Raw genomic sequence first — 18,566 nt, 5'->3', positions numbered from 1 at the left:
CGCCCGGCTTCAGCCCACCATCCGCACCACCGCCAGCGTGATTCCGTAGACGAGCACGGACACCAGCGCAGCGGCGGGGATGGTGAACACCCACGCCCAGATGATGCGGCCGGCGGTGCCCCACTTCACGGCCCGCCAGCCGCGCGTGGACCCCACGCCGACGATGGCGCCGGTGATGGTGTGCGTGGTGGAGACGGGGATGCCCAGCTCCGCCAGCGCGATGATGGTGACGCCGCCGCCTGTCTCCGCGCTGAAGCCGCCAATGGGCGCCAGCTTCGTGAGGCTGTGGCCCATGGTGCGGATGATGCGCCAGCCGCCGAAGAAGGTGCCCAGGCCGATGGCGGCGTGGCAGGAGATGATCATCCACCAGTCGATGTGGAACGGGCGGTCACGCCAGATGGTGCCGAAGAGCACCACCGCGATGATGCCCATGACCTTCTGCGCGTCGTTGGTGCCGTGGCTGAAGGAGAAGATGGCGGACGACACCAGCTGCAGCCGGCGGAACCAGGTGTCCACGCGCAGCGGCGTCTGACGGTGCACCGCCCAGGTGCTGGCCAGCATCATCCCGATGCCCAGCGTCATGCCGATGAGCGGCGAGAGCACGATGAAGGCCGCGATGCGCGCGATGCCGCTGCCCACCAGGCCCTCGAAGCCCAGGACGGGCAGGGTGGCGCCAATCATCCCGCCCGCCAGCGCGTGCGACGACGACGAGGGCAGCCCCCACCACCAGGTGAGCAGGTTCCAGACGATGGCGCCCATCAGCGACGAGAAGATGACCATCAGCACCGCGGTGGGACCGGCGGCGCGGAGCATCTCGAAGTTGATGATGCCCTTGCCCATGGTGTTGGCCACGTGCACGCCGCCCGCGAAGGCCGCGATGAAGTTGAAGAACGCCGCCCAGGCCACGGCCAGGTTCGGCGACAGCACGCGCGTGGACACCACGGTGGCGATGGAGTTCGCCGCGTCGTGGAAGCCGTTGATGAAGTCGAAGATGAGCGCGACGGCGACGATGGTGACGACCGCTGCGAGCAGCATCTCAGGAGTGCTCCAGCACGACGCCTTCGATGACGTTGGCCACGCCCTGGCACTTGTCCGTGGCCGTCTCGATGAGGTCGTAGATCTCCTTCCACTTGATGATGGTCAGGGTATCCACGCCGCTCTTGAACAGCCGGCCCATGCCCGCGCGGAGGACCTCATCCGCCTGGGTCTCCAGGTGCTTGATCTCCTTGCAGCCCGCGAGGATCTGCTCCGGCTTCTTGATCAGCCGCAGCGCCGCGACGACCTCCTGCACCTTCTGCGTGGAGAGCACCAGCAGCCGCGCCAGCTCCGTGGCGTCCGCCCGGGTGGATTCAATCTCGTAGTAGAGCAGCCGTGCCGCCGCCGCGTTGGTCAGATCCAACACGTCGTCGATGCGCGACAGCAGCGTGTGGATCTGCCCCCGGTCGAACGGGGTGATGAACTGCTGGTGGAGGCGGTTGAAGGCCGTGTGGGTGACCTCGTCGCCCTGGTGCTCCACGTCCTTGAGGGCCTGGACGCGCCTGGGCACGTCCCGGAAGTCGCTCAGGAGTTCGTGGAGGAGCTTCGCTCCCTCGACAGTTCTGGCGCATTGCGCGTCGAAGTCGTCGAAGAACTCGTCCGACTTCGGCATCAGCTTTTCGAGCATGGGGATCTCCCTCGGCGCCTGGAGGGACAGGAGCTAGCCGCCGCGGGAGGGGGTGGCGCCTCTAGGGGGTGACACTCCCGTGACGCGGGAGTGACTACCCTACCTGGAGAGATTCGCCAGTGTTCCGTGCGAAAACGTACGGATTCCGGGGGGTTGCGCTTGACGCGAGGAGCCGCTCAGACGACGCGGTTGCGCAGCTCCTCGAAGAATCCCACCCACAGCTGCCACATCTCCTCCGCACCGCGGGTGATGGTGGCCAGCTCCTCGTCGGTGTACTGGAGGCCCACCGTGTGCCCGGCCGTCTCCACGTGGTCCGGCTCCTGCTTCACGTGGATGTCCACCCAGGGCAGGGCCTTGAGGCCCGTGGTGCGGCGCACCAGCTTGCCCAGCTTGGCCACCATGGTGAGGTCCGCCACCTCCGTGCCGTAGAGGAAGCCCAGGCCGGTGAGGTGGCTGTCCGTGGAGCGCTGGTACCCGTCGATGAGCCGGCGCGTCGCGGGCGTCATGCCCGCCTCGGACACGCCCGCCCTGGTGAAGCCCGCGTCCGTCATCGTCTGGATGAAGAAGCGCTCGTGCGCTCTCGCCGGGTCTCCCTCGCCCACCTCCTGGTTGAGGATGTGCGTCACCGCGGTCTTCATCTCCATCTGCGGACAGACGGCGATGAGCTTGCCCAGGAACGTGGGGAAGTAGTGCAGGGGGTGCCACCACTGACCCAGGACCAGCTCCGCCTGGTCGCGGCTGAAAGCCTTCTCATCCACCACCTCGAAGAACCGGTGCTTGATCAGCTGCTCACGGTGGGGATTCTTCGCCAGTGCCGCCTCGATGGTCTGGTTCCGCATTGCCGCCTCCAGGTTGGTCCAAAAGGGCTGGGTCGGCGTTTATCACAAAGCAGGACTGTGATTCTTGGAAATGTGGAAAGACAAGTTCAACGCGACTACGTGGTTTACCGCCAGTGTGGAACGTGCAGGCAGGCGAGGGTGGGCTGTTCGGCGTGGGGGCTGACAGCCTACAGTTGGAAAATAGGCATTTTTCCCCTGGCCCCCTTGTACGGAAGGCGCATGACCCTGTTCCGGCACCCTGAAGATCGCATCCCGGTCCTGATGTTCCTTGGCGTCTTCGCGCTCGACATGACGGTGTTCCTCACGGCGCGCAGCTGGTGGGTGCCGGTGCTGTGGTTCGGGCTGGGCATCATCCCCAAGGGATGGATCTGCTCGTGGAACCACCACCACCAGCACCTGTCCTTCTTCAAGCACGCGCTGCCCAACCGCCTGTTGGAGATCGTCTTCGGCTTCCAGACGGGCGTGACGTCGCAGGCGTGGTTCCTCCACCACGTGCTGGGCCACCACAAGAACTACCTGGACCAGTCGCAGGACGAGTCGCGCTGGAAGCGGGATGACGGCTCCACGATGGGCGAGGTGGAGTACTCGCTGAGCACGGCGCTGACCGCGTACCCGCGCGCGTTCCAGGTGGGCAGGAAGCACCACCCCAAGGCGCTGCGCACGTTCGTCTGGATGGCCGCGCTCCAGGTGGTGCTGCTGGCGGGCCTGTTCTGGGTGAACCCCTACAACGCGCTCTTCGTGTTCCTCTTGCCCATGATGGCGTCGCTCTACGTGACGACCTGGGCCACGTACTTCCACCACGTGGGCCTGGAGACGGCCAACCACTCGGAGGCCTCGTACAACATCCTCCACAAGGGCTACAACCTGATGACGGGCAACCTGGGCTACCACACCGCGCATCACACGCGGCACGGTCTGCACTGGTCCAAGCTGCCGGAGCTGCACGCGCAGCTGGCGCAGGAGATCCCCGCGAACCTGTACCGTCAGCCGGGCATCCCGTTCGTCTGGCGCGGCTCCGAGGAGAAGCTCGTGCTGAGCGAGCACGAGGTCGCCGCGCTCTCCGGCGCGACCGTGGCCCCGGGCAGCGAGAAGCTGGCCGCCTGAGTCAAAGGCCTTCTTCCGCCGGAAGCGCTCCTTCCGGCGGAACAGAGACGCGGCGCTACTTCTTCGGCTCCGGCGTCTCCGTCGTGCGGTTCGCCGCCAGGTTGATGACGTTGAGGAGCAGGTCCTTCACGCGGCGGGGCTTGTTGCCGCCGTTGTCCTCGATGATCTTCTCGATGTCGTCATCCTGCCGGTGGTACTCGGGGATGAGATCGCCGCCGCCCTCGGGGTTGGACAGGCCCTCGAAGAGGAAGAGCACGTCCTCGCCCTTGCGTCCGAAGGACGCGCCGTCCTGCCGGTCGCGGTAGACGTTGATGTCGCGGTTGATGCGGTCGAACGGATCTGCCAGCTGCTGGTTCGCCTGGTCCACCACGTCGCGGAAGTAGTTGGGCTGGCCCTTGGTGTTGGTGTCCACCACGGACAGGCGCTGATCATCCCAGCGGCCCACCATGTCCGTGTTGATGACGCCGGCGATGTTCTTCAGCTCCAGGCCGGGGATGGGGTGGTCCACGAAGTACTGCGAGCCCACCAGGCCCTTCTCCTCCGCGCCCGTCCAGATGAAGAGCACGGAGCGGTCCAGCTTGCCGTTCTTCGCCGCCTCCGCCAACTCCGGCACCGCCGCCATCAGCACCGCGCTGCCGGACGCGTTGTCGTCCGCGCCGTTGTACGCGTTGCCCTTGCGGTCCACGCCCACGTGGTCCAGGTGGGCCATCACCACGATGACCTCGTCCTTGTGAGGCCCGGTGCCGGGCAGCATGGCCATGGTGTTCACCGCCTGGCCCGTGGCCGTGGCCACCTGCTTGAGCTCCTCCACGCTGCGCTGCTTGCCCGAACGCGCCGGCACCACCGACTGGCCCGCCGCCTTCATCGTCTCTTCGTACTGCTGGTTGAGCTTCTTCAGCGTGTCCTTGGGCATCTTCTCGTCCAGGTAGAAGCCCTCCTGGAACATCGTGTGGCCGAACTGCTTGTGCTCGGCGTGCCCGGCATGGGCCGCGCCGGCCGTCTCGCCCGCCTTGTCCGCGCCCAGCCACGAGTAGACGTTGAACTTCTGCTGGAAGGGGTTTTCCGGGTTGTTGATGTTGGGCCCCACCAGCCCGTACTTCTCCGCGTGGGCCTGCACGTAGACGGAGGCGGCGTCCAGGCCCGCGGAGGGGCTGTCACGCCCCTGCAGCGCGTCCGAGGCCAGGTACTCGATGTGCGTCATCGGATCCGAGTCGGCCAACGCGGGCGGCTCGGTGGGCGCCTCCGGCGGTACGGGCGTCGTGGGCGCCGGAGTCGGGGTGGTGGGCGCGGGCAGCCCCAGGATCGGCGGCGGCGCGGGCAGCCGCGGCAGCTGGCCGGGCGCGGGCTTCGTGCTGGAGGACTCGAAGCCGTCCTTGAAGGCGAGGGGGCGGTTCCGGGACTTCGTCTCCGTCGTCCGGGCGTCCTGCGAGGACAGCCGCGAGACGGAGGTGAGGGGACGCGAGCTGTCGTTGATCTTCGAGGCCATGGTGGGGTGTCCGGGGGGAGGAACCGCGCTCCCCAGATTATCCGTCGAACCCCCTGAGGAGTTGTGCGTCACGGCAAAGTTCCGCCCGGGAGTGCGGGGGGCCTGACGCTCCACGTGAGACCGGACTTGCTACAAATCGCGTGTTTCATGTGACTCCCAGCGCTACTCCGTTTTCTCAATCAATGAATGGCACGAGTGAAACAGACGGACTCCAGGTGTTGGCGCGAGGGGTGCAGTGGGGCCGTGTGCAGTTGCAGTCCACCCCACACGATGAGGTAGCGGATGCATCTGAAGATCACGGGTTCCCTGCTGGCTTCCATGCTGCTGAGCATCACGGGTTGCGCGGGCGGTGCCGACGACGGCCAGGCCTCCGGGTCCCTGGGTGCGCAGGAGGCCGCGGCGTCCCAGTGCGTGAAGAAGTTCGAGGGCATCACGAGCTGCGCGCTGGGCCGCGCGAAGGTGGATGCCGTCGCGGACGGGCTGGCGGTGTCCAACCTCACGACCCAGAAGGACGGCGTCTCCAGCAGCTTCACGCAGGCGGTGAAGTGGGAGCAGCGCGTGGCGGTGAGCCTGGGCGCGCAGGGCGGCTACCAGCTGGCCGCGCGTGATGGCGACCAGGTCGTCAGCACGCTGAGGGTGACGCCGGGCCGCGAGGCGAACACGGTCAACATGCTGCCCACGTTCACGGGCTCGCCGGGCGGCTCCGCGTACCGGATGAACATCTACCGGGGCGGCGTGCTCCAGGGCTCCAGCCCCCAGCCGGCCGGGCTGATGATCACCTTCACCAACTGGCGGGACTTCCTCCGCTGGGCGGAGATGCACCACCACTTCCTGAACGACTTCGACATCGACGGGCTGTCCACCGGCTCCGCGGAGACGAACGTGGGCGCGTGCGTGTGGCGCCTGGATTCGGAGAAGAACACCTTCACCGTGAACATCGACGGCAAGGCCATCACCGGTGACTCGGTGGAGTTCATCGAGACCGTCGCGGATGGCGCGTACCCGTACCGTCACTTCACGGGCATCGACACGAACGCCATCGCTGGCGAGTACACCATCCGCTCCGAGTCCATCACCCAGCCCACGGGCGTGAAGTAGTCAGGACCGCGCCGGACGGGAGGGCGCACCTCCCGTCTGGCGTGCGCTGTCAGCGTCTTCCGGAGACGGAGGACGTGGGCGTCGCCACGTTCTTGCCGCTGCCGCCCATGCCCGCGGCGGGGCTCATCGTGGGCGTGCGCACGGCCTCCAGCGGGGCCTTGCGGGCCGGCGCGAAGGAGGCGGGGACCTCGTTGGCGTAGAGCAGCTTGTAGGCGCTGTAGCTGCTGAGCACGCGCTTCACGTAGTCGCGGGTCTCATCGAAGGCGATGTGCTCCACCCACTCGTCCAGCTCCGCGTCGGGCAGGGCCTTGCGCCAGCGCTCCACCGCGTTGGGGCCCGCGTTGTAGGCGGCCACCGCGTAGGCGGGGTTGCCGTTGAAGTGCTTGAGCAGCGAGCCCAGGTACGCCGCCCCCAGCCGGATGTTCGGCGCGGGCTGGAGCAGCGACGACATCTCGAAGGACGCCAGCTTGAGCGAGTCCGCCACCGCCTGCGCCGTGGTGGGCATGAGCTGCGCGAGCCCCAGCGCGCCGGTGGACGAACGGGCGCGCGGGTTGAACCGGCTCTCCTCGCGGATGAGGCCCTGCAGCAGGTCCGGGTCCACGCGCGCGGCCTTCGAGTAGCTCTGGATGAGCGGCCGGAACGCGAGCGGCCACGTCGCCTCCCACACCGGACGGGACGCGGGGCTCAAGGGGCCCGCGGCCTCCTGGCGCAGCGTCACGCGAGCCACCTGCCGCGTGGCCCGGCCCCGGCCGGTGCGGCGCATGGTCTGGTACAGCAGCCGCGCGGGCGCTTCCGCCAGGCCGCGCGTGTCCACCGCGAGCAGCTCCTCCACCACGCCCGGCTGTCCCAGGCGCAAGAGCTCCACGCCCGCCGCGAAGCGCGCATCCTTCTGGAGCGGGCCCGGGGGCAGGGGCCAGACCTCGTCGTTGGCCGGCGCGGCGGTGTTCACGCTCTTCGCCACGGCCGGCTGCGCGGCGCTCTCCGTCAGGCGCGCCAGCCGCTCCGGCGCGTGCTGCGCCAGCCGCGTGCGGGACAGCAGCCCGTACCAGGCCGTGGGCCGCTCGGTGGCGATGAGCTCGTAGCGCGCGAGCGCCACGTCCACCGCGCCCGCGTTCTCCTGGGTCCGGGCCTGCCAGTAGCGCGCACGCCAGAGGGCGTCATCGGTGCGCGCGGCCTCCGGCAGCTGCTCCACCGACATGAGCGACGCCAGGCCCTGCTGCGTCTCGCCCTTGCGCAGGTGCAGCCAGTAGGCGCGGAAGAGGGCCTCGGCGGCGAAGTTGCCGGCGGGGTAGCGCTTCGCCAGCGCCTCGTAGTTCTCCAGCGCTTCGTCCGCGCGGCCCAGGCGCTGCTGCGTCCAGGCCTCGAAGAACAGCGCGTCGTCCGCGTAGCCGTGCTCCGGGTAGTCCTTCGCCAGCGTGGCGTACGTCTCCACCGCCGCTTCCGGCTGCACCACGGACTGTGAATAGGCCAGCAGGTAGAGCGCCTGCGGCCGCTGCTCGGGCGACTGGCACTCGCGCGCCACCGGCTCCAGCACCTGGATGGCGCGGCGGTGCTGACGCTCCTTGCGCAGCGCGCGGCCCAGGGTGAGCTGGGCGCGGCAGGCCAGCTCGTCCGGGAGCTCCGTGCGGGGCCCCGAGCGGGCCAGCATGTTCATGGCCGGGACGTTCTGGTGCAGCTCCACCAGCGCCTCCGCGCGGCGCACGCGCCACTTCATGGGCAGGGGCAGGTCGCGCAGGAGGGCCTTCGCGCGGTCGGCCTCCGGCGACAGGGGCGCGGTGGCCCAGACCTCCAGCAGCGCACGGTGCTCGGCGTTGTACTGCCCCGCCGCGCGCGCCAGGTCGCAGTACGCGAGCAGCGCCTTCATCCGCAGCGCGTCCGGTCCGCGGGCCTGCCGGTTGTCGATGAACTCCTGGAGCGCCGCGAGCGCCTCGGGGATCTTCAACTGGCGCTTGAGCACGCGCGCCATGGTGAAGCGGGCCTCCGGGTAGAGCGGGGAGCTGGGGCTGACCTGGCCGTACTGCTCCGCCGCGCGCAGCGGCTTGCGCAGCCGTTCATGCGACTGCGCGGCCTTCATCAGGCAGTGGTCGCGCAAGGGGAGGTAGTCCTCCGCGAGCGCGGTGAACTCCGCGGCGGCGGTCGTGAAGTCGCGCGCGAGGAACGCGCTCTGCGCCTGGAGGAAGCGGCCGGGGAGGGAAGGGGGAGACTCCGTCGCGAGCAGCGCCCGCGCGGACTTGTACCGGCCTCGGTCGAACTCCGCCTTCGCCTTCGCCAGCAGGCCTTCCGCGAAGTAGGACGCAAGCCGCTCCGGCCCGAAGGCCTCCGCCGTCACCTCGTCCTGGGAGGGCTGCGCCGTGGGCGTGTCGAGCAGGGCCTCCAGCTTCTCCTCCGACATCACGTCGCCGGAGTCGTCCTCGTCCGGTGCCTGTGCCCACACGGTGCCCGGGGCCCACAGGCCCGCGCACGCGAGCAAGACCGCTGCTGTTCCTCGAAGTCCGTCCATGCCAGCCCTCGTTCGTCCGCCAGGGACCCGGATGGATTGGCACTGCCCGTGAGCTTGGAACCTGCCCGCCTGTCCGCTTGCCAGGCTCGCGTTGGCTTTCGTGCATCCGCGCCCGGGCACACATCCGGAGCGCTGCACGAAAGCCAACGGCCCGCGGACCCTGCGTCTGGCGTCTGGGGTGCTACATACCCAGGGGCGCCTGCCTGCTGTCAGGGCGCGGCATTGTGGACCGAGAGGTCGCCCGGCATGCGGGGGGCCACCTCGTAGGTCGTCTCATACTGCGCGCCAAAGCCCACCACGGTGATGTGCTGTCCCACGGTGAGGGCCTGGAGCGCGGCCTTGTCGAAGCCGGCGGAGACGTGCACGAACACCTGCACCTCGCCGCTGCCGTCGTCGATGTAGAGCTTGTAGCCGTAGGGCGAGTCGTCCTGGAACGCCTGGGTGATGGCGCCGCTCACGCGGATGAGCTCGCCCTCCACGGACTCGTTCACGCCGCCGGTGGTGACCTCTTGGGGCGACACCTGCTCCGTGCCCGACTTCAGGTCCACGTCCTCGGGCACGCTCTTGAGGATGCGCAGCATGTTCTGCTCGTCCAGCGTGCCGGTGACGCGCACACGGGCGCCCAGCCCGAAGGACAGCTTCTCCTCCAGCTTCACGTAGATGCCGCCGGTGTCGTCCTGGATGGCGAAGCCCTCATCGCCCATGGCGGAGGAGAACGTGCCGGGAGCCACGGTGACCGAGCCCTCCACCGTCACCTCCGAGCCGTTGGAGCGCGAGCGCGCATCCTCGATGGAGAGCACCGGATGACAGCCGGCGAGCGCGAGCACGAACGCGCCCACCAGCGTCAGGGCACCGCGGCGCGAAAGGGAAGGGGAGGAAGGTAGGGAGGTCGGGTTCATGGCCGCCTTCTATCATCCGGCAGCCAGGGATGGCTCGTATTTCTGATTGTTCTGGAATTCACCCGAGATGAGACTGGCGTCTGCCTTTGTGTCGAGCCGAGGGCGGGTGGGCTGTCGACAGGTGATACATGAGGGAAACCGATGTGAATCATTGGATGCTCTTGCGGTCCTCGGGTCTGTAGCTTTACCGTGCGCCTGCAGCCCTCCCCCGGACATCCATGGCCACGCCGAGTCTCCCGTCGTCGAGTGTCGCGGTCGAAGAAGCCAAGCCCTCGCTCGCCCGCATCTGGTGGGTCGCGCTGCGTCCCAAGACGCTCACCGCCTCCATCGCGCCCACGCTGGTGGGGTGGGCCTTCGCCAACGTGGAGGGGGGCTGGCAGCCGGTGCCGGCGCTGACCTTCCTGGTGGGCTTCATGCTGGCGCAGATCGTCAGCAACCTGGTGAACGACTACTCGGACTTCGAGCGCGGCGCGGACACCGCGGCCCGGCTGGGGCCCGCGCGCGTCACGCAGAAGGGGTGGCTCACCTCACGTGAAGTGGCGGCCGCCGCGGCCCTGGCCTTCACCGGCGCCGCGCTCGCGGTGCTGCTGCTGACGCAGGCGGGGGGCTGGCCCGTGCTCGTGGGGGGCGCCGTCTGTCTGGCGGGCGCCGTCCTCTATTCGGCGGGCCCCGTGCCGCTGGGCTACATGGGCCTGGGGGACCTGCTGGTGCTGCTCATCTCCGGCCTGCTGGGCGTCACCGGCAGCTACGGGGTGCTCACCCACCACCTCTCCGGCGACGTGATGCTCGCGGGCCTGTCCATGGGGCTCATCGCCGCGGGCATCCTCGCGGTGAACAACCTGCGCGACCGCGAGACGGACGTGCTCGCCGGCAAGCGCACGCTGGTGGTGCGCTTCGGCCGCCGCTTCGGCCAGTGGGAGTACACGCTCGCGGTGGCCGGGGCGTTCGCGCTGCCGGTGATGGCCTGGGCGCTGTCGCCCGCGCATCCGCGCGCGTGGCTCTTCACGCTGGCGGGCCTGCCGCTCGCGGCGGTGCAGATCCGCGCCATCTGGCGCGAGGACGGCGGCGCGCTCAACCCGCACCTGGGGCGCACCGCGGGGCTGGGGCTGGTGTTCGCCGTGCTCCTGTCCGCCGGCCTCAGCCTCTGATGGGTCTAGACTCGCAAGCCCCCGCCCGTTCCCGTTCCATCCCCCGTTTTCGCCCGCTCCGGAGTCTCCCGTGTTCTTCGCGCCGAAGGTCTTCCCCGCCTGGGGTTCGCTCAGCCATGCCGCCCGGTCCCTCTACGGTTGGACCTTCTACACGGTGCCGCTGGCGCTCCTGACGCTCTTCAGCCCCGCCACCTTCCTCACCGTGGCGGGCATGCAGCCGGACCCGGCGGATCCGCACCACTTCGCCGTGCGCATGTTCGGGTCGCTGCTCACGTCGCTGTCCTTCATGTCCCACCAGGCCGCGGTGCGGGAGATCCGCCCCTTCTTCCACTGGGCCGTCATTGGCCGCACGTTCATCACCGGCGTGGTGCTCATCTGCACGGCGCTGGGGCAGTGCCCGCCCATCATGGCCTTCTTCGCCTGCATCGACTTCGGGGGCGGCATGTGGACCTTCGTGGGCCTCAAGCGCGACGCCGCCGAGGCCGCTCGCGGCGCCCAGCCCGCCCTGGCCCATCCGACGCCCTGAGTCACCCGCCCACCGGGGCTCAAGCCCCTCGCGCGATCTGAAGTCCACGAATTGCGCGGACTCTCATAATGTGGTCAGTTTGAACCGATGAGGTGTTCTCCTCCCAACCCTTCCCGGGCCTCACCGTCTCCGCAGGTCGGAGCGATGGCGGCGTCGGGAATGGTGGGTCGCGTGGGCCCGCGCGTGAGGATACCTGCTCCCTTTCCTCCCCCCGAATCCCTCCGGCCTCGTCTTCCATGAACCGCTCAATCCTGCTGAAGAGCGCGTGGTGCGCCCTGCTGGTGCCCCTGCTGTCCTGCAACCTCCTCAAGGTCACTGATGACGAGGGGTCCACCACGGGCCGCGGTGCCAAGCGGTTCGACCCGTACCAGGGCCTCAACTCCGGCGCGATCCGCCTGAGCCTCCAGTACATCAACGGCTGCGCCTTCCTGCCCAATGGGCAGATGGTGGCGAAGAACGGCGTGCCGTTGATGCACAACGACGCCCCGGTGAGCTACCCGGACACGTGCATCACGCCGCTGGCGCAGAACCCGCTGACGCTGTCGCCTCCCACGGGGACGCTGCAGATCCTGTCGGACACCCAGTACTTCCTGAACCAGTTCTCCGTGTCGGAGACCGTGGTCAACCAGCACAACAACCCCAACGACCAGACGGCCGCGCTGGCGTGGATCAAGAACCAGTCCGTCTTCTCAGGGCTGGACTGGACCAACGTCAACCAGGGCCCGGACGAGTGGAGCTTCTACAGCCTCGCGGGCGCGGTGGAGGACTGCTGGACCCGCGAGGTGCAGTTCGGCAACGCGAACTGGCAGAAGGTGAAGGACGACACCATCACCGTGGAGGTGCTGGACGAGACGGGCACCTCGCGCGCGAGCCAGACGTACCTGCGCTCGGAGCTGCTGGCCTCCTCGCCCTACGCCGGCCACAGCCGCTTCTCCTGGCGGTCGGAGAACCTGAAGCCGCCGCGCTTCCCCGGTGACAAGGATCCCGGCACGGTGACGGGTTTCACCGGCGGCCTGGACCAGAGCGCCATCACGCGCACCATCGCGCGCGTGGACTGGGTGGGCAGCACCAACCCCTTCAAGGTGCTGCGCGTGCCGCGCCTGTCGGGTCCCGGCGCGCTCAAGGCCACCTGGAGCCAGCTGCCGAACAAGCCGTTCTTCTTCCCCGTCACGTACGTCATCCCGGATGACCGCCCGTCCACCTGCACGGACGACGCCGGCAACCCGGTGCAGTGCAGCCCGGGCCTGGACTCGCGGCTGGTGTTCTCGCCCCCGAAGGAGGGCAGCTTCTACAAGCCCGGCGAGGACGTGAGCGTCTACGTGGACCTGCGCGACAGCGCGGGCGCGCACCTGCACTCGCGCGACCTCTTGCCCAGCGCGCGGGAGATCATCGGCGGCCAGTCCAACGGCATCCAGACGTTCGTCCCCAACGTCATCGCGACCGTCACGGAGAACGACTCCATCTCCAACGTGGCCATCGCCGGCCCCATCCAGGACTTCCAGGTCCTGGGCAATCCCAGCGACAAGCCCCAGTTCCTCGCGCGGCCGTTCCCGTTCGCGATGCTGGATGACGCCACGCTCACCGGGCTGACGCCGGGCCTCATCGACTACAAGTGGCCCACGCGCCAGACGTTCACGCTGCCCCCGGACGCGAAGCCGGGCACCTACGTGGCGCTGGTGAAGTTCAACCGCGCGTCCATGGGCGAGCGCGTCGCCAAGCTGAACCCCTTCTTCTTCCAGGTGGGCCAGGACGAGCCGACGACGTACCCGGGCAACGTGGGCAACTGCCAGATCTGCCACCGCGGCGTGCTGTCCCTGGACAACCTGCGCCACGGCCTGTCGGTGGACCACATCGAGAGCTGCAAGGTCTGCCACCACTACGACACGGACACGGTGGGCCGCACGCAGGAGATGGTGCACCGCATCCACATGAACTCGCCCAGCTACCCGGCGAACCGCGCGGACTGCACCGTGTGCCACCTGACGCGCAAGAGCACGGAGCGGCCCAGCCTGTCGCTGTGCGGCTCGTGCCACATCTCCCAGCACGGGGATGAGTTCTTCCAGATCGCCTTCAACCAGCGCGGCACGCCCAGCCGGTTCGGCAACTGCGCGCAGACCTGCCACGGCGGCGATCAGCTTCCCGCCAGCCACATCCTCCCCGCGAAGTAGGGGAAGCCACCCGCCATGCAAAGAGCTCTCTTCGTCGGAACGCTCCTCGGCGCGGCCCTGCTGAACGCCGGCTGCCAGGAATCCTCCAACAACCCCGCGGTGTCGACCTTCACGCCGCGCCCCACGTATGAGACCCGCGAGCCGGAGGGCCTGACCTCCCGGCTGAACGGCTTCACCGTGGACCCGGAGGCCTACTTCTTCAACCTGGCCGGCTGCGCGCCAACGCCCGAGCAGTGCCAGCTGCCGCCGCTGTACGCGGAGTTCAGCCCGCTGTTGCAGCGCGCGGCGGTGCAGAACGCGCCCATCTCCCTGCTGGACAGCGCCACGGGCCAGGTGCTCGCGGAAGGCGGCGTGGTCGCGCCGTCGGACGCCAATGGCGTCTGGACCCTGGACAAGGTGCCCACGCGCCGGGGCGCGCCGTTCTTCGTGCTGTCGCTGGGGGGACCGCAGGCCGCGCTGGCCAACAACGGAATCCTGCCGCTGCCGCCGCCGATGTTGACGCTGCAGCCCGTGCCGGCGGGCACCTACGTGCCCACGCTGACGGTGCGGCCGGTGGTGCCCGCGCACAGCGCCTGCGTGGGCCTGGAGGCCCTGCAGATGAGCGACAAGGGCATCCTGGAGGCGGTCGCGAAGTACCTGACCACCGAGGGCACGCCCACCACGGTGGCGGACCTGCTCAACCCGGGCCGCTTCGGCGGCGTGACGGTGTTCTGGCTGTACCGGCCGGGCTTCCCCGTCTTCCGCGTGCCGGCGGCGAACACCACCGTGGAGGCCAGCGCGGGCCGCGTGCTGAACATCGAATGGGCGCCCCCGGGCGCGCTGCCGCCCGCGCTGGCGGCGTTCCAGTCCACGCGCGGCTTCTTCATCCCGCCGGGGCCGCCCGCGCCCACCAGCTCCCTGGGCGTCGTCGCGGTCGTCCACCCGCCGCTGCCGCAGCCGCCAATGGGCCCGCCGCCGGTGGTCCACTACACCGCGAAGGACACCACCATTAGCGACCCGGAAGGGCGCCCGTGGGTGCTCCAGCCGCTGGACCTTCCCGTGGCCCCGGGCAGCGTGACGTTCGCCGGCCTCCAGATGTCCAGCAAGACGCCCTCGACGACGCCCCAGATTCCCCCGCCCAGCACCTGCCTGCCGGGCCAGTAGCCGCCTCACCCGTCCCAACGCCGGCGCTGCTGTCCACTCCTCCCCCGTGGGGCAGACAGCGGCGCCGTGTGCCGTCCCCGTTCATCCGGAGAAGCGTTCCCCATGATGAAGAAGATCCTGATCGCCATTGGTGCGTTGGTCGCCCTGGTCCTGATTGGCGCGGGCACCGCCATGGGCGTGGCCACCCACAAGATCAACAAGACGTATGAGCACGTCGCTCTGCCCAACATCACGCGAGACAGCTCGCCGGAGGGCATTGCCCGAGGTGAGCAGGTGTTCCGCGCGGTGTGCGCGGAGTGTCACGCGGGCGGTGGCAACACCAAGCCCACGGGCGTGCAGATGCACGACTTCCCGCCGGAGCTGGGCACGTTCTACTCCGCGAACATCACCTCCGACCCCGAGAAGGGCGTGGGCGCCTGGACGGACCAGGAGATCGCCCGCATGGTGATCAACTCCATCGACAAGAGCCACCACGTGCGCCCCATGCCCGCGTTCCCCAACATGGGTGACAAGGACCTGGCGGCGGTCATCGGGTTCATGCGCTCGGGGCACCCGGACTTCGCGCCGGAGAAGTTCCAGCCGCCGCGCTCCACGCTGACCCCCATGGGCCGGATGGTGTTCTCCTTCGCCATGGGCATCAACGACAAGGGCCGCACGGAAGTGGTGCCCGTGCCCGCGAAGGCGGCGGACTCCGTGGAGTACGGCCGCTACGTGTCCGCCAGCGTCTATGACTGCGTCTTCTGCCACTCGCCGGGCTTCGAGGGCAGCGCCGCGAAGATGCTGAAGCCGGAGACCGTGCTGAGCGGCGGCTTCGAGTTCGACCTGACGCCGCTGGGCGGCGAGGGCAAGCTGCTGTCGCCCAACATCACCGTCAGCGAGACGGCCGGCATCGGCAAGTGGACGCTGGATGAGTTCAAGCACGCCATGCGCACGGGCGTGACGCCCGCGGGCCACATCCTGCGCGCGCCCATGCCCAAGTACCGCTACGCGGACGACGTGGAGCTCACCGCCATCTACACCTTCCTGCGCTCCATGAAGCCCAACGACACCGTGGTGCCGCCGCCCGCCGGTGGCCGCCCCAAGGCGGAGCCCTCCAACGACCCGGAGAAGATGTTCAGCTCCCTGGGCTGCGCGACCTGCCACGCCCCCGGCAAGACCTACGAGGCCAAGCTCCAGGGCGCCAAGGGCAAGGCTCCGGAGGAAGTGGCCAGGTGGATCCGCAACCCGGAGTCCTTCAAGCCCGGCACGCAGATGCCCACCTACGAGTCCCTCGTCGACGAGAACAACGCCCTCGCGCTGGCGAAGTACGTGCTGGGCAAGACGGGCGGCACCGTGAGTGAAGGCACCGCGCCCTGAGTTTGACAGCGGTGTGACATTGACCCCCGCGTGAGTGTCCACACGCGGGGGTCCGGTGAAACATCCGGTTTGTTTCGGGGGGGGTGGGGCGTCACAGGAAGTACCTGTTCAGATAAGCTTTCATGTGAAGTCGTTCCCCCACCCCGCGGAGCGTCATTCCATGAATGTTTCACCGGCCTCCCCCTCGGCTCACCGGTCGCAGCGTTCCCAGCCACTCCACCTCCATGAGACGAAAGCCCCGGATGCGCAGGGGCCCATCCGGTTGGATGACGTGCTCTGGAATCCGGTCAACGCGGAGGAGGCGCTGGAGGGGCTGGAGAAGATCCTCGCCCGGCTGAACGCGCGGAATGACTCACGCGCCATCTTCCTGGACATCTACGCCATCGTCACGCGGAAGGTCGTCCACCTCTTGAGCCGCGAGGACGCGGGCGGCTTCCTCGAACCCGAGTGGCTGTCCCACCTGACGGGCCGCTTCGCGGAAGAGGCGCTCATCGCGGTCCGGGACTCGCTGAAGAACCTGCCGCTGCCCACCGCGGCGTGGCGCTTCGCGACGCATTACCCGGCGCAGGGCCTCACGCAGCCGTACCAGGACGCGCTGCTGGGCGTGAGCGCCCACATCAACCACGACCTGGGAATGGTCGTCTACGACAACATCGCGCACCAGTCCCCGCCGGTGGATGCACGCCGCCTGGCGCGCTACCGGCACGACTACTTCCACGTGAACGAGATCCTCCGCTCGTGCATCCCCGAGTGCGTGGACCTGCTCGCGGAGCGCTACCGGTGCGCGTCCACGCGGCTGCTCCTGCGCGTGCCCTTCAGCCGCCCCGTGGTGGAGCGCACGGTGATGCGGATGCTCATCGTCTGGCGGCAGCGCGTCTGGGACAACGTCGTCGCGATGCTGGAGGCGCAGACGCCAGAGGAGCACCAGGCCGTCGTGGAGCGCGTGCGCACGACGTCTGGCCGCATCGCGCAGGCGCTGTGCGCGGACAAGGCGCTCTGGTGGACGGTGCGCGGCGAGTCTCCGCCGTTCAGCCTGGACCTGCCGCCGGAGGCGTGGCCCGGCGTGGTGCCGCCCGCGGAGCCGGAAGTGGGCGCGAGCGCTGCCCGCGCCGGCTAGCAAAAGCCGCCTTCAGGAGGGCGTGACTCCGGCCACGAGGTAGAAGCGCACCTGGCCGGAGTTGACGGCGTAGGCGACGTCCACGCCCAAGAGAGGCAGCACGACGTTGTTGAGGTACAGCCGCAGGCCCCCGCCCACGCCCTGGGCCACGGTGACGGGGTTCTGGCCGGTGATCGTCACCCGCAGGTAGTCGCGGATGACGCGTCCGTTGGCGTCGAGCAGGAGCCCATCCTCGGCCACGTCCTGCCACGCGACGGCGCCCGTGTCGGAGAAGGCCACGCCCCGGAAGGCCAGCGACTTCACCTTGAAGAGGGGGAAGTGGTACTCGGCCGTGAAGGTGAGCCGGCTGTCGCCGCGGAACTGCCGGTACTGGAAGCCGCGCAGCGTGTTGCCGCCCATCACGAACTCCTGGTGGAAGGGCAGGTCCTTGCCCAGCACCAGCTCGCCGCGCAGCACCAGGTTGTTCTCCTCGAAGAAGCGGATGCCGTGGCGGTAGAGGAGGCCGAACTTGCGGTAGTCGAACTCGCTCCACACGCCCGGGCTGGACACCTCGTAGGAGGCCTCCAGGTTGAGCCCCTCCGTCACCGCGTGCAGCGTCTGGCGCGAGTCCAGGCCCACCATGAGGCGCAGGGACGTGTCCCGCATGGCGGGGCCGGTGGAGAACGGCGGCACCGTCACCGGCTTCTCCGGGTCCGGCGTCTTCGCGTCGATGCTGGACAGGCGGTACTTCGCCGCCGCGCGCACGCGCTCGAAGAGGATGAAGCCCAGCTCGGAGCTGATGGACGCGGAGTTGAAGCGCGTGCGCCGCAGGACCTCCGGGTCGTCCTCGCTGGCGTCCATGCTGTACTCGTCCACGCGGTCGCTCTTGAGCTGCCCCTCCAGGCTGAACTTGAGCTGCGGCAGGCCGAAGAGGACCGGATCCAGGAAGCCCACGTACAGGCCGCTCTCGCCGGTGCTCACCTGCGCCGCGACGGCGAACTTCTTCGCGCGGCCCCCCAGGTTGTTCTCCGCGTAGAGCAACCCGCCGCCGGTGTTCGCGGAGGACAGGGCCACCGTGGGCGCCACCACCCATGAGGCCTTGTCCTTCACGCGCAGCACCAGCCGCACGCGCCCGTCGGCCATCGGCTCGGTGCTGACGCGGACATCCTGGAAGAGGCCGGTGGCCAGGAGGCGCCGCTCCACCTTCTCCAGTTCGTCGCTGTCCACCTCGTCGCCCACGTCCACCTGGCCGAAGGAGCGCACCGTCGAGGACTGCGTCTTGTTCGCGCCCTCCACCGTCACGTCTCCGACCTCGGAGCGTTGGGCGGTGGACACGGGCATGTCCTCGTCGGCGTGGACCCGGGGGGCGCCCAGGCCTGTCAGGGCCACGGCGAGGACGGACAGGTGACGGCGCAAGCAGGAGAGAAGCACGCACTGCTCATACTCCACGAGCCGTGGGCGCTGGTTGTTTCGAGGCCTCCCGTGCGCCCTGGAGAACAATGGTCTCTGGACGAGCGGCCCGTGCCTGGACGTATTATGG

15 protein-coding genes are annotated in these 18,566 nt (G+C 69.0%); 8 read left to right on the top strand and 7 right to left on the bottom strand.

Features of this window, described 5'->3' with window-relative positions:
* Window positions 1-9: 9 nt before the first annotated feature.
* The 3 genes from ACX114_RS23740 to ACX114_RS23730 form a co-directional block, all read right to left on the bottom strand.
* Entirely contained in the window at window positions 10-1,035 is a 1,026-nt protein-coding gene (locus ACX114_RS23740) for an inorganic phosphate transporter (protein ID WP_459288077.1), read from the bottom strand.
* A 1-nt stretch (window position 1,036) separates the two neighbouring features.
* Window positions 1,037-1,663, bottom strand: coding sequence for a DUF47 domain-containing protein (locus tag ACX114_RS23735; RefSeq protein ID WP_459288075.1), 627 nt, complete (start codon window positions 1,661-1,663; stop codon window positions 1,037-1,039).
* 176 nt (window positions 1,664-1,839) lie between these two features.
* Window positions 1,840-2,502, bottom strand: coding sequence for a TenA family transcriptional regulator (locus ACX114_RS23730; RefSeq protein ID WP_459288073.1), 663 nt, complete (start codon window positions 2,500-2,502; stop codon window positions 1,840-1,842).
* Window positions 2,503-2,721: 219 nt separating this feature from the next.
* Here ACX114_RS23730 and ACX114_RS23725 point away from each other — a divergent pair, with 219 nt between their 5' ends.
* The gene (locus ACX114_RS23725) at window positions 2,722-3,606 is read left to right on the top strand and encodes a fatty acid desaturase family protein (RefSeq protein WP_459288071.1); all 885 of its coding nucleotides are present in this window, start codon (window positions 2,722-2,724) and stop codon (window positions 3,604-3,606) included.
* A 55-nt stretch (window positions 3,607-3,661) separates the two neighbouring features.
* Here the strand turns inward: ACX114_RS23725 and ACX114_RS23720 are convergent, their stop codons facing one another.
* Window positions 3,662-5,092 carry a M28 family metallopeptidase gene (locus ACX114_RS23720; protein WP_459288070.1) on the bottom strand — a complete coding sequence of 477 codons (1,431 nt, stop codon included), beginning with the start codon at window positions 5,090-5,092 and terminating at the stop codon, window positions 3,662-3,664.
* Between the two features lie 282 nt (window positions 5,093-5,374).
* Here ACX114_RS23720 and ACX114_RS23715 point away from each other — a divergent pair, with 282 nt between their 5' ends.
* Complete coding sequence (locus tag ACX114_RS23715) at window positions 5,375-6,190, top strand: hypothetical protein (protein WP_459288068.1); 816 nt, start codon at window positions 5,375-5,377, stop codon at window positions 6,188-6,190.
* 49 nt (window positions 6,191-6,239) lie between these two features.
* Here ACX114_RS23715 and ACX114_RS23710 read toward each other — a convergent pair whose 3' ends face one another.
* Together ACX114_RS23710 and ACX114_RS23705 are read right to left on the bottom strand one after the other, a co-directional pair.
* The gene (locus ACX114_RS23710; RefSeq protein ID WP_459288066.1) at window positions 6,240-8,690 is read right to left on the bottom strand and encodes a lytic transglycosylase domain-containing protein; all 2,451 of its coding nucleotides are present in this window, start codon (window positions 8,688-8,690) and stop codon (window positions 6,240-6,242) included.
* A gap of 209 nt (window positions 8,691-8,899) precedes the next feature.
* The gene (locus ACX114_RS23705) at window positions 8,900-9,589 is read right to left on the bottom strand and encodes a DNA-binding protein (protein ID WP_459288064.1); all 690 of its coding nucleotides are present in this window, start codon (window positions 9,587-9,589) and stop codon (window positions 8,900-8,902) included.
* Between the two features lie 218 nt (window positions 9,590-9,807).
* Here ACX114_RS23705 and menA point away from each other — a divergent pair, with 218 nt between their 5' ends.
* The 6 genes from menA (at window position 9,808) to ACX114_RS23675 (ending at window position 17,047) form a co-directional block, all read left to right on the top strand.
* Complete coding sequence (menA, locus tag ACX114_RS23700) at window positions 9,808-10,737, top strand: 1,4-dihydroxy-2-naphthoate octaprenyltransferase (protein WP_459288062.1); 930 nt, start codon at window positions 9,808-9,810, stop codon at window positions 10,735-10,737.
* Window positions 10,738-10,807: 70 nt separating this feature from the next.
* Complete coding sequence (locus ACX114_RS23695) at window positions 10,808-11,263, top strand: hypothetical protein (protein ID WP_459288060.1); 456 nt, start codon at window positions 10,808-10,810, stop codon at window positions 11,261-11,263.
* Window positions 11,264-11,499: 236 nt separating this feature from the next.
* Entirely contained in the window at window positions 11,500-13,431 is a 1,932-nt protein-coding gene (locus ACX114_RS23690; protein WP_459288058.1) for a hypothetical protein, read from the top strand.
* 15 nt (window positions 13,432-13,446) lie between these two features.
* Complete coding sequence (locus tag ACX114_RS23685) at window positions 13,447-14,574, top strand: hypothetical protein (protein ID WP_459288056.1); 1,128 nt, start codon at window positions 13,447-13,449, stop codon at window positions 14,572-14,574.
* Between the two features lie 102 nt (window positions 14,575-14,676).
* Complete coding sequence (locus ACX114_RS23680; protein ID WP_459288054.1) at window positions 14,677-15,930, top strand: c-type cytochrome; 1,254 nt, start codon at window positions 14,677-14,679, stop codon at window positions 15,928-15,930.
* 271 nt (window positions 15,931-16,201) lie between these two features.
* On the top strand, window positions 16,202-17,047 hold the full coding sequence (locus tag ACX114_RS23675; protein ID WP_459288052.1) for a DUF5995 family protein: 846 nt from the start codon (window positions 16,202-16,204) through the stop codon (window positions 17,045-17,047).
* 12 nt (window positions 17,048-17,059) lie between these two features.
* Here ACX114_RS23675 and ACX114_RS23670 read toward each other — a convergent pair whose 3' ends face one another.
* Entirely contained in the window at window positions 17,060-18,367 is a 1,308-nt protein-coding gene (locus tag ACX114_RS23670) for a BamA/TamA family outer membrane protein (RefSeq protein WP_459300256.1), read from the bottom strand.
* Between the last annotated feature and the right edge of the window lie 199 nt (window positions 18,368-18,566).

The sequence above is a fragment of the Corallococcus sp. M7 genome (genome assembly GCF_054512695.1).
The sequence above is the reverse complement of the archived record's forward strand: the minus strand, read 5'-3'. Positions and strand labels throughout refer to the sequence as shown.